Source organism: Sphingomonas sp. EC-HK361, assembly GCF_902498785.1.
Classification (GTDB): Bacteria; Pseudomonadota; Alphaproteobacteria; order Sphingomonadales; family Sphingomonadaceae; genus Sphingomonas.
In genome coordinates, this window is the sequence record NZ_LR701494.1 from 1,246,729 (window position 1) to 1,260,311 (window position 13,583).

13 protein-coding genes are annotated in these 13,583 nt (G+C 66.4%); 5 read left to right on the forward strand and 8 right to left on the reverse strand.

All coding sequences use genetic code 11. The annotated features are described in order from the left end of the window. The first annotated feature begins 50 nt into the window (after window positions 1-50). Both BOS5A_RS13365 and BOS5A_RS13370 read left to right on the forward strand, forming a co-directional pair. Window positions 51-323: a hypothetical protein gene (locus tag BOS5A_RS13365; protein ID WP_151955567.1), complete on the forward strand. Its 273-nt coding sequence runs from the start codon at window positions 51-53 to the stop codon at window positions 321-323. 246 nt (window positions 324-569) lie between these two features. Next, entirely contained in the window at window positions 570-1,274 is a 705-nt protein-coding gene (locus BOS5A_RS13370) for a hypothetical protein (RefSeq protein WP_325058546.1), read from the forward strand. Between the two features lie 185 nt (window positions 1,275-1,459). Here the strand turns inward: BOS5A_RS13370 and queE are convergent, their stop codons facing one another. From queE to BOS5A_RS13400, 6 genes are all read right to left on the reverse strand, one after another. Continuing rightward, window positions 1,460-2,092 carry a 7-carboxy-7-deazaguanine synthase gene (queE, locus tag BOS5A_RS13375; protein ID WP_151955568.1) on the reverse strand — a complete coding sequence of 211 codons (633 nt, stop codon included), beginning with the start codon at window positions 2,090-2,092 and terminating at the stop codon, window positions 1,460-1,462. Next, window positions 2,092-2,781 carry a 7-cyano-7-deazaguanine synthase QueC gene (gene queC / locus BOS5A_RS13380; protein WP_151955569.1) on the reverse strand — a complete coding sequence of 230 codons (690 nt, stop codon included), beginning with the start codon at window positions 2,779-2,781 and terminating at the stop codon, window positions 2,092-2,094. The genes queE and queC overlap by 1 nt, the downstream gene beginning before the upstream one ends. A gap of 179 nt (window positions 2,782-2,960) precedes the next feature. Beyond that, on the reverse strand, window positions 2,961-3,872 hold the full coding sequence (hslO, locus tag BOS5A_RS13385; RefSeq protein WP_151955570.1) for an Hsp33 family molecular chaperone HslO: 912 nt from the start codon (window positions 3,870-3,872) through the stop codon (window positions 2,961-2,963). A gap of 126 nt (window positions 3,873-3,998) precedes the next feature. After that, window positions 3,999-4,916 (reverse strand): ornithine carbamoyltransferase, encoded by a 918-nt coding sequence (gene argF, locus BOS5A_RS13390; protein ID WP_151955571.1) that lies wholly within the window; start codon window positions 4,914-4,916, stop codon window positions 3,999-4,001. Between the two features lie 184 nt (window positions 4,917-5,100). Beyond that, on the reverse strand, window positions 5,101-6,291 hold the full coding sequence (locus BOS5A_RS13395) for an aspartate aminotransferase family protein (protein ID WP_151955572.1): 1,191 nt from the start codon (window positions 6,289-6,291) through the stop codon (window positions 5,101-5,103). An 85-nt stretch (window positions 6,292-6,376) separates the two neighbouring features. Beyond that, window positions 6,377-7,540, reverse strand: a complete 1,164-nt coding sequence (locus tag BOS5A_RS13400; RefSeq protein WP_151955573.1) for a hypothetical protein — start codon at window positions 7,538-7,540, stop codon at window positions 6,377-6,379. Window positions 7,541-7,691: 151 nt separating this feature from the next. On the opposite strand from BOS5A_RS13400, the gene BOS5A_RS13405 reads away from it, so the two are divergent. Next, entirely contained in the window at window positions 7,692-8,525 is an 834-nt protein-coding gene (locus BOS5A_RS13405; protein ID WP_151955574.1) for a TIGR00266 family protein, read from the forward strand. Between the two features lie 128 nt (window positions 8,526-8,653). Next, a complete protein-coding gene (locus tag BOS5A_RS13410; protein WP_151955575.1) occupies window positions 8,654-8,875 on the forward strand; it encodes a GCG_CRPN prefix-to-repeats domain-containing protein in 222 nt (73 codons plus the stop codon). 88 nt (window positions 8,876-8,963) lie between these two features. Here BOS5A_RS13410 and parE read toward each other — a convergent pair whose 3' ends face one another. After that, the gene (gene parE / locus BOS5A_RS13415) at window positions 8,964-10,943 is read right to left on the reverse strand and encodes a DNA topoisomerase IV subunit B (RefSeq protein WP_151955576.1); all 1,980 of its coding nucleotides are present in this window, start codon (window positions 10,941-10,943) and stop codon (window positions 8,964-8,966) included. 181 nt (window positions 10,944-11,124) lie between these two features. Here parE and BOS5A_RS13420 point away from each other — a divergent pair, with 181 nt between their 5' ends. Beyond that, window positions 11,125-11,970: an outer membrane protein gene (locus BOS5A_RS13420; protein WP_151955577.1), complete on the forward strand. Its 846-nt coding sequence runs from the start codon at window positions 11,125-11,127 to the stop codon at window positions 11,968-11,970. Here BOS5A_RS13420 and BOS5A_RS13425 read toward each other — a convergent pair whose 3' ends face one another. Next, window positions 11,971-13,581: a pilus assembly protein TadG-related protein gene (locus BOS5A_RS13425; protein ID WP_199857372.1), complete on the reverse strand. Its 1,611-nt coding sequence runs from the start codon at window positions 13,579-13,581 to the stop codon at window positions 11,971-11,973. It abuts the gene before it with no gap. Window positions 13,582-13,583: the final 2 nt, after the last annotated feature.

Consider the following 13,583-nt stretch of genomic DNA (forward strand, 5'->3'; position numbering starts at 1 on the left):
GGGTATTAAGGCCAGGCAGGCGTCCAAATCCATTTTCTAGGGAGCATTCAATGCGTGCAATCATTTCCAAGGCCCTGACCGGTTCGGCTCTGGCCGCTGCGGCTCTCGCTGTTTCGGCCTGTGGCTCGAAGACCGAGACGACCACGACCGAGAACACGATGGTCACCGACATGAACGCCACCGAAGGCATGGACACCATGTCGGACAACATGACCGCCGTCGACGGCGCCATGAACGACGGCATGATGGCCAACGACACCATGGGCAATGGCGACATGATGACCACCAACACCACGACCACCACGACCACCAACGCGATGTAATCGCGCTGGGCCGGCGGCTTGCCCGCCGGTTCGTGATGTGTCCGTTGGGACATCAAAAGGCCGTCCGGGCGACCGGGCGGCCTTTTTCGTTTTGCTCATAGGCGGAGCAGGGAACGGTCGCGTAACGATTGCGCCCTGTCCACGACCGTCGCCACGTCTCGACCGATCATGGTAAAAAACCCTTTGGCAGCGCGGCGAAACCGCCTAGAATCGCTGATGTTCCGGGAGTTTTCAGGGGAAGTATCCGTGTCGCGTCGCGTTGGTCGTCATTTGCTCGCTGGTGCCGCCGGCGCCGTCCTGTTCGCAAGCCTGCCCGCGGAGGCGCAGTTCTTCATGAAGAGCAAGGATTTCTCCGACGTGGCGGTCACCGGCAGCGAGGCGGGGGTCGGCCAGGTCCTGCCGGGCGCGACACCCGAGGAGCTTCGCGCCGCACTCACCTGGAACCTGCGCGCCGCGCTGAACGTGGCGGCGCTGCAATGCCAGTTCGAGCCGACGCTGGGCGTGGTCGCGAACTACAATGCGATCCTGACCGATCACAAGGCGGAGCTGAAACAGTCGTTCGACACGCTCTCGAACTATTTCAAGCGCAGCAACACGACGGTGAAGGCCGGGCAGACCGCGCTCGACCAGTTCGGCACGCGCGCCTATTCGACCTATGCGACGGTCAGCGCGCAGTATAATTTCTGCCAGACCGCGAACGAGATCGGCCGCGACGCGGTGTTCACCCCGCGCGGTGGCCTCGGCGGCCTTGCGCTCGCGCGCACCAAGGAACTGCGCAACAGCCTCGTCCCCTGGGGCGAACAGCGTTTCCCCCGCTTCGACAGCACGATGTCCACCTCGCTCCCGCGTCTCGATGCGATCTGCTGGTCCAAGAAAGGCGAGTGGGTGACGAAGAAGTGCGGCCCGATCAACTTTCCGCCGGCAACCGGGACGAGCTACGCGCAGCGATAAGGGGGCGGAGGAAGCGCCCGAGAAAAGTGTCCGTATCCCCGCGCGGGCGGGGATCCAGTCTCGCGTAAGCGATTAGGTGTTTGGGAGTGGCCCGCCGCAGGCAAAGCCTGCGTCGTCGGACGGGCTCTGCCCGCCGGCCGGGCTGGCGCGAGTCAGGCGGGCGTTGCCGCCTGCCGCGCGGCGCCTTACCGCAACCCCAGCATCTTGTGCGTCTGTAGCGACAGCCGCCATTTCGGCCGTGCCATCACCAGCGCCATCGCCGCATCGCGATTGGCATCCGCCGCCGGATCGTCGAGCGGCTGGATCAGGAAATTGGCGAAGTCCCACGCCTCCATCGCCGCGACGTCGCTGCCCGGTTGCGGCCACACCAGCTTCAACTCATCGCCCGATCGCTGCACCGTCTCGCTGCCCGCCTTGGGGCTGATGCACACCCAGTCGATGCCGGGGTGAACCGCCAGCGTCCCGTTGCTTTCGATCGCGATCGTGAAACCTGCATCGTGAAGCGCATCGACGAGCGCGTCGTCGATCTGGAGCATCGGCTCACCCCCGGTCAGCACCACGAACCGATCAGCCTCGCCCGCGCCCCAGAAATCGGTTGCCCGCGTGACCAGACCCGCGGCGTCGACGAACTTGCCGCCGCCGTCGCCGTCCGTCCCCACGAATTCCGTGTCACAGAACTTGCAGATCGCGCCCGCGCGGTCCTGCTCGCGGCCCGACCACAGATTGCATCCGGCAAAGCGCACGAACACCGCCCGCCGACCGGCATGCACGCCCTCCCCCTGCAACGTCAGGAACATTTCCTTGACGGCATAGGTCATCAGGGCTGCGTCGCGTAGACGGTCGGATCGGCGATCCCGGCGTCCGCGAAGCCCTTCGCACGCAACCGGCAGCTGTCGCACAGCCCGCAGTGCAGCCCGCCGGCCGCGGGGTCGTAGCACGACCAGCTCATCCCCAGATCGAGCCCCAGCCGCGTGCCTTCGCGCACGATATCTGCCTTCGTCATATCCTGTAGCGGCGCGCGGATGCGGAAGGGTTCGCCTTCGACCCCGGCCTTGGTTGCGAGCTCCGCCAGCCCCTCAAACGCCGCGATGAACTCCGGTCGGCAATCGGGATAGCCCGAATAATCGAGCGCGTTCACCCCGATATACAGGTCGCGCGCCCCCGCCGCCTCCGCCCAGCCGAGCGCGAGACTGAGAAAGATCGTGTTGCGCGCCGGCACATAGGTGACGGGAATCCCCTCGCCCACACCCGTCTTCGGCACTGCGATGTCGTCGGTCAGCGCCGACCCGCCGAACGCCGACAGGTCCATCGGCAGCACGATATGCCGTTCCGCGCCCAGCGACGCCGCGATCCGCCGCGCCGCGGCCAGCTCCAGCCGGTGGCGCTGGTTATAGTCGATCGACAGCGCGAGCAGGCGATAACCCTCCTCGCGCGCGCGCGCCGCGGCAATCATCGAATCCAGGCCACCCGATACCAGGGCGACCGCCAAAGGCTGCTGATCTGTCATGATGCGGAGCGCGCTAGGCGCTTCGTTTCCGCCGCGCAAGCGGTGCCAAAGAAAGGGGCCACCCTTGCGGGCGGCCCAGTATGCCCGATCGGGCTAGCTAGGGAGAAAGCGTGCCCAATGAAAAGCACGCGATCGTCATAGGGTTGGCAGCGTTAAGGCCGGCTTAACGGCGTCGCCGGCTACCCCGCCGCCTCGCGCACCGCCACCGGGAAAACCTGCGCGCAAAAGGCGCAGTCGACGCGGATGAAGCCGTCCGCGTCGGCCATCTCGCGCTGCTCCTCGACCGGGAATTTGCTCAGCACCGACGCGATATGATCGGGCGTGCAGCGGCACCCGCGCGACAGCGGCGTGCCGCCAAGGACGCGAACCTCGCTCTCCTCGTTGAACAGTCGCCAGATCAGCGTTTCGAGCGGCAGCTTCGGATCGGCGAGCTCGTCGCTGCCCATCGTGCTGCCGAGCGCCGCGACGTGCTCCCATTCCGGATGGTCGAGCTTCACGTGCAGCCGCTCGCGCCCGTCCTCGCCTTCGGGCAGGTGCTGGAGGAGCAACCCGCCCGCGACGCAGTGGCCGTCCTCGTCCTTCGCGAACCCGACGCGGATCAGCGTCGGGATCTGCTCGGACTGAAGGAAATAACTCTCCGCTGCCTGCGCCAGCGTATCGCCGTCCAGCGGCACGATCCCCTGATAGCGCTCGCTCGTCGCCTGCAGGTCGAAGGTGATCGCGAGGTAGCCCGTGCCGAAGAGCGCGAAGAGCGTCGGATCGCGCGGCGCGGCGGCGAGCGCGTCGGCGTCATACTGGACATAGCCGCGCAGCTCGCCGCCCTTGTAATCGACGACCAGCAGCCGGACGACCCCGCCGTCGCTCTGCGTCTGGAGTGTCAGCTGGCCGCCGGGGTCCTTCAGCGCCGCCCCGATGAGCGCACCGAGGGTCAGCGCCTCCGCGAGCAAGGCCTCGATCGCCGGCGGATAGGCGTGTGCCGCCAGGATCGTATCGAGCACCGGCCCCAACCGCGCGATGCGCCCGCGCGCATGCCGATCGGGAATCGTGAAGCCGAGCGTTCGGTCGATGTCGTTGTTCGTAGTGCTATGCATGTCCACCGTTCGGGCTGAGCCTGTCGAAGCCCTGCCTTTCTCCGGAAGAGAAAAGGACAACCCCTCGAGAAGCGAAGGACAAACGGGATTCTGTCGGTCGATATCTGGGAACGCGCAGGCGTCCGATCAACCGATCTGCCCGAAGCACCAGCGCAGGATCGATTTCTGCGCGTGAAGCCGATTTTCCGCCTCCGCCCAGATCAGCGACTGCGGCCCGTCGATGACCGCGTCCGTCACCTCCTCGCCGCGGTGGGCTGGCAGGCAGTGGAGGAACTTCGCGTCCGGCTTCGCTTTGGCCATCAGCGCCTCATCGACCTGATAGGGCATCATCGCCGTCAGTTTCGTGTCGGCGTGCGCCTGCCCCATCGAGATCCAGGTGTCGGTAATGACGATGTCTGCGCCTTCCACGGCCTCGCGCGGATCGGCGACGATGCGCGCCCGGCCGGACGCCCGGACGATCGCGTCCTCCTCCGGCTGAAACCCCTGCGGGCAGGCGGCCACGACATCGAACTGCATAAGCGACGCCGCCTCGACGATCGACGCGAGAACGTTGTTGCCATCGCCGAGCCACGCGACCTTGAGGCCGGGCAGCGCCTTGCCGCTTTCGAGGATGGTCAGCAGGTCGGCCATGATCTGGCACGGATGCGACGCATCGGTCAGGCCGTTGATGACGGGAACGCTCGCATAGTGCGCCATCGCCTCGACCTTGGCATGATCGTCGGTGCGGATCATGATCGCGTCGACGTAAGCAGAGAGAACGCGCGCGGTATCGGCGACGCTCTCGCCGCGGCCGAGTTGCATCTGCCCGGCCTCCATGACGATCGACGTGCCGCCGAGCTGGCGGATCGCCATGTCGAAGCTGACCCGAGTACGGGTCGAATTCTTTTCGAAGATCATCGCGAGGACGTGGCCCGCGAGCGGCGCATCGGTGTCGGGGCGTCCCTTCCGCCAACCCGCGCGCGCGGCCTTGCGATCGAGCGCATCGGCGAGCATCGCGGCGACCCCGTCCGGCCCGGCATCCGACAGATTCAGGAAATGGCGCACTTAATTCCTCCCCGGCACGGGGAGGGGGACCGCCGGCTTCTTCAGCCGGTGGTGGAGGGGCCGCCCGCAGGGCGGTGGACGCTTGTGGCTTGGCGAAACGGCCGCAAGCGCGGCCGCCCCTCCACCATTTGCCGAAGGGGCAAATGGTCCCCCTCCCCGTTCCGGGGAGGAACTCAGCCTTCCATTACTCATCGCTCGCCGCGACATACACCCGCGCCGCCTCGCTCAACCGCTCGACGCACTCCGCGATATGGCTCTCGTCGATCGTCAAGGGCGGCAGGATGCGCACGACATTCTCGCCCGCCGCGACCAGCAGCAGACCGTGATTGTCGCGCGCATGCGCCACGAAGCGGCGGCTGTCGCTCTTCAGCTTCAGGCCAAGCATCAGCCCGTGCCCGCGCACCGAATCGAACAGGTGATCGTGGTTCGGGATCATCTGCTCCAGCGCCTGCCGCAGCCGATCGCCCATCTTGGCGACATTATCGAGGAAGCCGTCCTCCAGGATCACGTCGAGCACCGCCTCGCCCGCCGCCATCGCCAGCGGGTTGCCGCCATAGGTCGATCCGTGGGTGCCGATGACCATGCCCTTGGCCGCCTTCTCGGTCGCGAGGCACGCGCCGAGCGGAAAGCCGCCGCCGATGCCCTTCGCTGCCGCCATGATGTCGGGCGTGATGCCATACAGCTCGTGCGCGAAGAACTTGCCGGTGCGGCCATAGCCCGCCTGCACCTCGTCCAGCACCAGCAGCAGGCCATGCTCGTCGCACGCCTTGCGCAGGCCCTTGAGAAACTCAGGCGTCGCCGGACGAATGCCGCCCTCGCCCTGGATCGGCTCGACAAGGAACCCCGCCGTATTCTCGTCGATCAGCGCGAGCGCGCCGTCCAGATCGTTGAATTCGGCATATCGGAAACCCGGCAGCAGCGGCTCGAACCCGTCGCGCAGCTTGTCCTGGTTGGTTGCCGAGATCGTACCGATCGTGCGGCCGTGAAACGCCATCGAAAAGGTGATGAGCGTATTGCGCTCCGGACTGCCGTTTGCGAAGTGATAGCGCCGCGCCGTCTTGATCGCGCACTCCACCGCCTCAGCGCCCGAATTGGTGAAGAACACCGTGTCGGCAAAGGTCGCATCGACGAGACGCTGCGCGAATTTCTCGCCCTGCGGCGACCCGTAGAGGTTGCTGACATGCATCAGCGTCGCCGCCTGATCCGCGATCGCCTTCACCAGCTTCGGGTGGCCGTGGCCAAGGCAATTGACCGCGATACCGCTCGCGAAATCGAGATAGCGCTCGCCCTGCTCCCCGATCAGATACGCCCCCTCCCCTCGCACCGGCCGCACCCCGCACCGAGGATAGACGGGCATGAGAGAGGTGATCGACACGGGGACGTACTCCTGGACGGGAATGACGAAGGGCGGCCCCGCAGGACCGCCCGCGCCCGTCAATACCGATGCGGTAAGGCCAGCGTCAACCTTTGGACGGCGTGCCTGGTGGCTGTTCGGGGGCGACGGTGAGATCGAGTATTTCGACATGGCCTGTGCTCACCCGCGTGGCGATGCGCGTGCCGGTCTCCGAAGCGCGGTCCCATACGTAGGAATAACGCTCGACCCGCAGCAGGCCCGGCGAACCCGGCGCCATGGCCATCGGCTGATATCGCCGTCCCGCAAGCGCCTTCGTGGCGCGCTCCAGCCATGTCGGATCCAGCGTGTCCGACTGGCGCATCACGTCGATGTCGCGCACCGTCCCATCCGGCGCCACCCAGAAGCTGACATCGGCCCACTGCGCATTGTCGCTGCCGCGGATCTGCAGACTGCTCATTTTCGTTCCATCGATACGGCCGCGCTCGTCGGCAGCGATCGGCGGCGCAAAGACGAGGATCGGGGCTTTCGTGGAAACCTTCTGCATCGAAGCAAGGGCCGCATCGATGGCCTTCGTGTCCCCATCGAAAACGGCAAGGCGCGCCTTCAGCAGCTTCACGCCGTCCTTGAACGGCTCCAGCCCCGTTCCATCCGCGTTCTCGATGGCGCGGATCGCCCGTTGCGCTGCCTGCCTGTAGGCGGAATCGATACTCGCCATTGCCCCGTACAACACGGCCTTGCGCAGCATCGCATAGCCCTGGATCAAGGGCTGTCCCGCGTCCCGTGCGCGCTTGGCCACATCGTCATACATGTCCGTTGCCGCGGTCAGGCGACCTTGCCTGGCGAAGACGTCGCCTATTTCCAGCCTCTGCGAGAGAACGCGGGCATCGTTGGAAGGCAGCCCTGCCTTCAATGCGTCCAGCGCCTCGATCGTGTTGACCCGCGCGACATCCGGCATGCCGACCAGGGCCGCCATGCGCGCATTGGCCCGTGACAGATCGGAAACGGGAACCGGCAGCGTCTTCGCGAACCGCGCATTGCGGCGTCTCGAGGCGAGAAGCGTCGTCCGCGCCGCTTCGTAATCGCCCGCCAGGAACTGATTCTCTGCATGCGCCAGGGACGTGTCGATGTCTTCCGATGGCGGGCATTTACGCGCCAGACACGCATCGAGCGCTCGCCGCGTGTCATCCAGCCGCCGCGCCGTCACGACGATCGGCTTTTCAGTGACCGCGGGCGAGCCTACCTGCGCCAGCAGCATGAGAAGTCCGATCATTCGCCGTCTCCCCGGATCATTCACACTCAGCCTATCGCCGCCGATCGTGGAGATAAAGCGCGTAAGGAAAAGGGCACGATGCCGCCGATTGACGCGCGTGACACAGGACCAATACTGCGGTCGGTATCGCGCTTTTGCACAGGATTCGCCGATGCATCCGCCAAGCCCGTGGACCCACAGCCGCCGCGCCGGGATCGCCGACGACATCGATTTCGAGATCAAGGGGCAGGAACTTCAGTTTCTCGAGATCGAGCTCGATCCCGGCGAAAGCGCGGTCGCGGAAGCGGGCGCGCTGGTGTGGAAGGATGCGAGCGTCGGGATGGCGACCGTCTTCGGCGACGGCTCCGCCGATCAGGGCGGTGGCTTCATGGGCAAGCTGCTCGGCGCGGGCAAGCGGCTGGTGACGGGGGAGAGCTTGTTCACCACCGTCTTCACCCATCAGGGCAGCGGCAAGGCGCGCGTCGCCTTCGCCTCGCCGACGCCCGGCGCGATCCTGCCGATCCGGCTGGCGGATGTGGGCGGGACGCTGATTTGCCAGAAGGACAGCTTCCTCGCCGCGGCGAAGGGCGTTCAGATCGGCATCGCCTTCCAGCGCAAGGTGATGACCGGGCTGTTCGGCGGCGAAGGTTTCATCATGCAGAAACTTGATGGCGACGGCTGGGTCTTCGTCCAGATGGGCGGCACCGTCATCGAGCGCGAGTTGCGGGCGGGCGAGGAGCTTCACGTCGATACCGGCTGCCTCGCCGCCTATACGCCCGGGGTCGATTTCGATCTGGTCGCGGTCGGCGGGATCAAGACGATGTTCACCGGCGGTGAAGGCGCCTTCTTTGCGCGCCTGCGCGGGCCGGGCAAGGTGTGGGTGCAGTCGCTACCCTTCGCGCGGTTGGCGGGACGGATGCTGGCGGCGGCGGGCGGTCGTGGGGGGAACCGCGGCGAGGGATCGGTGCTCGGCGGGCTGGGAGACTTCATCGGCGGGAATGAATGACCGCCACGACCCAGTCTCGTGCAGAAGATGACAAAATTGTTAGATTTTCCAATCGGAACCAGTCGGGGTCAGGCGCTTTTTAGACATGGTCGCCGCACCCTGCGGGTCGGCCGTGTAAAGGAGCGATCATGAAAAAGCTTCTGTTGTTGGCGGTGGCGATGGGTACGACCGTCGGGTCGGCTTCCGTCGCGGATGCCCGCCAGGGTTGTGGCGTCGGGTTTCATCGCGGACCGCGTGGTCACTGCGTGGTGAACCGCGCGGGCGGCTTCTATCGTGGCTATGGCTGGTGGGATGGCCGTCGCTATTGGCAGCACCGCTACCGCTGGCACAATGGCTGGCGCTACCGCTAAGCCCAGGGGCGTGGGACTGACCAGGTCCCACTCCCGCGTGCCTTCGATCGATGGTGCGAGCGCTCGCTCCGAAGCGGCTAAGGCACCATCACGCATCGATCGCCTCTTCATCCATCCGCGCTGCATTTTCCTGAATGAAGGCAAACCGGTGCGCCGGGTTCGCGCCCATCAGCCGGTCGACCAGGTCCTTCACCACCGCGCGCTCCTCATATTCCTGCGGCAGGGTGATGCGGATCATCGACCGCGTCTTCGGGTCCATCGTCGTTTCGCGCAGCTGTTGCGGGTTCATCTCGCCCAGCCCCTTGAAGCGGCCGACCTCGACCTTCTTGCCCTTGAATACGCCCTGCTCGATTTTCGCGCGCTCCACCTCGTCCATCGCGTAGAGCGACTTCGCCCCCGCCGTCAGCCGGTACAGCGGCGGCTGGGCGAGATAAAGGTGCCCGCGCCGCACCAGCTCGGGCATTTCCTGGAAGAAGAAGGTCATCAGCAGCGTCGCGATGTGCGCGCCGTCCACGTCCGCGTCTGTCATGATGACGATGCGTTCGTAGCGTAAGCTATCGGGCTGGCAGTCCTTGCGCGTCCCGCAGCCAAGCGCCTGGATCAGATCGGCGATTTCCTGATTGGCGAGGATCTTGGCGCTGGTCGCCGACGCGACGTTCAGGATCTTGCCGCGAATGGGCAGGATCGCCTGGGTCTTGCGGTCGCGCGCCTGCTTGGCGGAGCCACCGGCCGAGTCGCCCTCGACGATGAAGAGTTCGGTGCCCGCCGGATCGTCCGATGCGCAGTCGGTCAGCTTGCCCGGCAGCCGCAGCTTGCGTGCGCTGGTCGCGGTCTTGCGCTTGACCTCGCGTTCCTGCTTCCGGCGCAGGCGATCGTCCATCCGCTCGAGCACATAGCCGAGCAGCGCCTTCCCGCGCTCCATATTGTGGCTGAGGAAGTGATCGAAATGATCGCGCACCGCCTTTTCGACGAGTCCCGCGGCCTCGGGGCTGGTGAGGCGATCCTTGGTCTGGCTCTGGAATTGCGGCTCGCGGATGAAGACACTGAGCATCAGTTCGCTGCCCGTCATCACGTCGTCGGCGGTGAGGTCCTTCGCCTTTTTGTTGCCGACGAGATCGCCGAACGCGCGCAGGCCCCGGACGAGCGCGGTGCGCAGGCCCTGTTCGTGGGTGCCGCCATCGGGCGTCGGGATCGTGTTGCAGTACCAGCTATAGCTGCCGTCGCTCCACAGCGGCCACGCGACCGCCCATTCGACACGGCCCTGCTCGCCTGGAAAGTCCTGCGTGCCCGAAAAGAAATCCGCGGTCGCGCATTCGCGGGCGCCGATCTGCTCCTTCAGATGATCGGCGAGGCCGCCGGGAAACTGGAACATCGCCTCGGCCGGGGTATCGTCCGCGATCAGTTCGGGCGCGCATTTCCAGCGGATCTCGACGCCGGCGAACAGATACGCCTTCGATCGCGCGAGCTTGTAGAGCCGCGCCGGCTTGAAATGCAGTTCGGGGCCGAAAATCTCCTCGTCGGGCGTGAACGCCACCGAGGTCCCGCGCCGGTTCGGCGTCCCCCCCAGATGTTCGAGCGGGCCGAGCGTCAGCCCCTTCGAGAAGCGCTGGCGGTAGAGCGTCTTGTTGCGTGCGACCTCGACGACGGTGTCCGACGACAGCGCATTGACGACCGAGACGCCGACGCCGTGCAGCCCGCCGCTGGTCGCATAGGCCTTGCCCGCGAACTTGCCGCCCGAATGCAGCATCGAGAGGATGACCTCCAGCGCCGACTTGTCGGGAAACTTCGGATGCGGATCGACCGGCATCCCGCGGCCATTATCGACGATGGTAAGCCGGTTGCCGAGATCGAGCGTGATCTCGATCCGTGTCGCGTGCCCCGCCACCGCCTCGTCCATCGCATTGTCGAGCACCTCGGCGGCGAGGTGGTGCAGCGCGCGTTCGTCGGTGCCGCCGACATACATGCCGGGGCGGCGGCGGACGGGCTCCAGCCCCTCCAGAACCTCGATCGAGGACGCGTCGTAATCGGAAAGGGTCCGGGCGGATGACGCAAACAGGTCGGAAGACATAAGACAAACCATAGACGAGCGTTCAGGGTGTTGCCAGCCGCCGCGCCGGCGCGCCTGAACCTGCGATTTACAGCGACTTGCCTGTTACCGAAATGCAACGTTTCCGGGCTTGATTGATCCACGTTGCATCCAACCGGTCGTTGCAGGCGTTCCTAGCGCGCAATTCAACCGGGAGACGAATATGCGAACGACCCTGTATGCCGGCCTTGCCGGTGCGACCCTTTTTGCGCTTTCAACCCCAGCCTTTGCGCAGGATATGACCACCGACGAACCGTTCACCGGCATCTATGTCGGCGCGGCCGGTGGCTATGACGTCCAGCCGAACGATGTCGGATCGGGCATCCTGTTCGACCGCAATCTCGACGGCAATTTCGGCGATACCGTGACGACCGCGGCGGGCGCCAACGCCTTTTCGCCGGGCTTCTGCAACGGCGCTGCGCGCGGCAATGCGCCTGCGGCCGGATGCCGCAACGACAAGGACGGCTGGGCCTATTACGGCCGCATCGGCGCCGACAAGCAGATGGGCAAGTTCGTCGTCGGCGTCGTCGGCGAGTTCGGCAAGTCGGACATCACCGACAGCGTCAGCGCCTTTTCGACGACCCCCGCCAGCTACACGATGACGCGCTCGCTCGACTGGGAAGCCGGCGCGCGCGGGCGTGCGGGCTATGTCGCGGGCGATTCCACGCTGTTCTACGCGACCGGCGGCGTCGGCTATGCGCGGATCAACCATGATTTCGCGACGACCAACACCGCGAATGCCTTCGGCCTGCGCGGCAAGCGCAACCAATGGGGCATCCAGGCCGGCGGCGGCATCGAGCAGAAGCTGGGGAGCAACTTCTCGATCGGCATGGAATATCTCTACCACCGCTATGACGACGACGATTTCCGCGTGCGCGCGACGGCCGGCTCGGCTCCGGCGACGAACCCGTTCATTCTGGCACCCAACACGACGGGCACCGACTTCGCACGCAGCGACCAGCGTTTCGGCTGGCATTCGATCCGTGCGACCGCGGCGTTCCGGTTCTGATCAGGCAACGAGCACGGGGGTGCCACAGCGCAGCCCCGTGACCCGCACATCGGCTTGGCCGACATGGACGCCCAGCGCCCCTGTCGCCAGGCCGATGACCTGATCGAGCGCGGGGGCGACGAGCGAGAGCACGCTGCCCACGGTGCTGACGAGCGGGCCGATCGACAGCCCGCCGACGCGGATATCGATATCGGTCAGCAGCGACTGGGTGAGACTGGCAGTGAGCCGGTCGCCGGATACCGTCTGCACCGCGCGCGCATCGATCTGGTCCTGCGAGAAGCGCAAGGGCTGCCACGTCGCCGCGCTACCCAGATCGATGACGCTCTTCGCGGTTACATCCACCAGCAGCAGACGCGCCAGACGCGCGCGCGACAGCGGCATCGGTGTCTTGAAATCGTCAAGCTTCGCTTCGTCGATCGCGGCGATCGCCGCCGTGCCCGGATCAGGCCGCGCCTCAACGGTCACGCCGCGCGGGGCGCCGCAATCGATCGCGCTCAGCCGCGCCTCGGCGCCCGCCAGCTCGATGAAGATCGGCAGATCGAGCCCGACGAGCCCGAGCGCCGGCGCGACCTTCGTCTCGATATAAAGGCGCGTCTGCGCGGTCCGGACGATCGGCGTGCCGAGATTGGTGATCGCGATCCAGGGGCTCTGGTTCGGCCGCTCGCCGATCGCGAGTTTTACGCTGGTCGAAGCAAGGCCCGGGATCGACGCGCCGATATCGAGCGACAGCTGCCGCGTCGGCGATGCCCCCTCCAGCAGCGCGGTGACGAGCGCCATCGCGTCGATATTGGCGATTCCCCCGCCGCCCGATGCTCGTCCGCCGAGCGGTCCGGCGTCGATGAGCTTGCCGAGCGACAGCTGTTGGCCCGTGAGGCCGTTCGCGAGCTTGCGGATCGCCGCCGCCGCGGAGGCGTTGTTGGTGCTGTCGAGCTGTGCCGCAACCGCCGCCAGGGCCTGCGCAGTCGTGACGTTGGTCGCGAGCAGATCGTCATAGCTTCCCGCCTCGACATGCGCGGTCGTGCGCAGCGCATCGAGGAAGCCGAACAGGTCCACGTCCGCTCCGGCGAGCGCGTTGTAATCCATGACCGACAGCGAGACGGTGCTGCCGGTCAGCCCCGACAGCATGCCGTTGAGCAGCCCCCCGTCGAGCGCGGCGAGCCGCGAGCCGACCGAGAAGCTCGCCGCCCGCTCGCGCGCCGCGGTCGCGGTGCGCACGATCGTGACGTTGCGGACGCCGAAGATGCTGGCGAAAAATGTCGGCGACGCACTGGTCAGCGTGACCCGCGCCGCATCGCCGCCACTGGCGACTGGGGTGAACCGGGCCGCGGGTGCGATCGACAGGCTGCCGCTGTAACTGCCCGCCGTCGTCGCGACCTGCACCGCGCGCGGCCAGGCAGCCGCCGCGACGACCGCGCGCGCACCTTGATCGGCTTGCCCCGGATCGGCAGCGGCGGAGAGCGCGGCGGCATCGGCGATCCCCTGCAACCGCCGCGTTTCGAGCTGGATCGATCCGATATCGACCGCAAAGGCGGTGCAGCCGAGGAGCAGCGGCAGCCCGGCAGCGACCATGATGCCGACACCCGCACGCCTATCGCGCAGCAGATGGCGCATGC

Excerpts from the sequence above, each read along its gene's own strand:
- BOS5A_RS13365 (WP_151955567.1), top strand. The coding sequence starts at position 51 with ATGCGTGCAATCATTTCCAAGGCCCTGACCGGTTCGGCTCTGGCCGCT.
- queE (WP_151955568.1), bottom strand. The coding sequence starts at position 2,092 with ATGACCTATGCCGTCAAGGAAATGTTCCTGACGTTGCAGGGGGAGGGC.
- queC (WP_151955569.1), bottom strand. The coding sequence starts at position 2,781 with ATGACAGATCAGCAGCCTTTGGCGGTCGCCCTGGTATCGGGTGGCCTG.
- hslO (WP_151955570.1), bottom strand. The coding sequence starts at position 3,872 with ATGCATAGCACTACGAACAACGACATCGACCGAACGCTCGGCTTCACG.
- BOS5A_RS13400 (WP_151955573.1), bottom strand. The coding sequence starts at position 7,540 with ATGATCGGACTTCTCATGCTGCTGGCGCAGGTAGGCTCGCCCGCGGTC.
- BOS5A_RS13405 (WP_151955574.1), top strand. The coding sequence starts at position 7,692 with ATGCATCCGCCAAGCCCGTGGACCCACAGCCGCCGCGCCGGGATCGCC.
- BOS5A_RS13410 (WP_151955575.1), top strand. The coding sequence starts at position 8,654 with ATGAAAAAGCTTCTGTTGTTGGCGGTGGCGATGGGTACGACCGTCGGG.
- parE (WP_151955576.1), bottom strand. The coding sequence starts at position 10,943 with ATGTCTTCCGACCTGTTTGCGTCATCCGCCCGGACCCTTTCCGATTAC.
- BOS5A_RS13420 (WP_151955577.1), top strand. The coding sequence starts at position 11,125 with ATGCGAACGACCCTGTATGCCGGCCTTGCCGGTGCGACCCTTTTTGCG.
- BOS5A_RS13425 (WP_199857372.1), bottom strand. The coding sequence starts at position 13,581 with ATGCGCCATCTGCTGCGCGATAGGCGTGCGGGTGTCGGCATCATGGTC.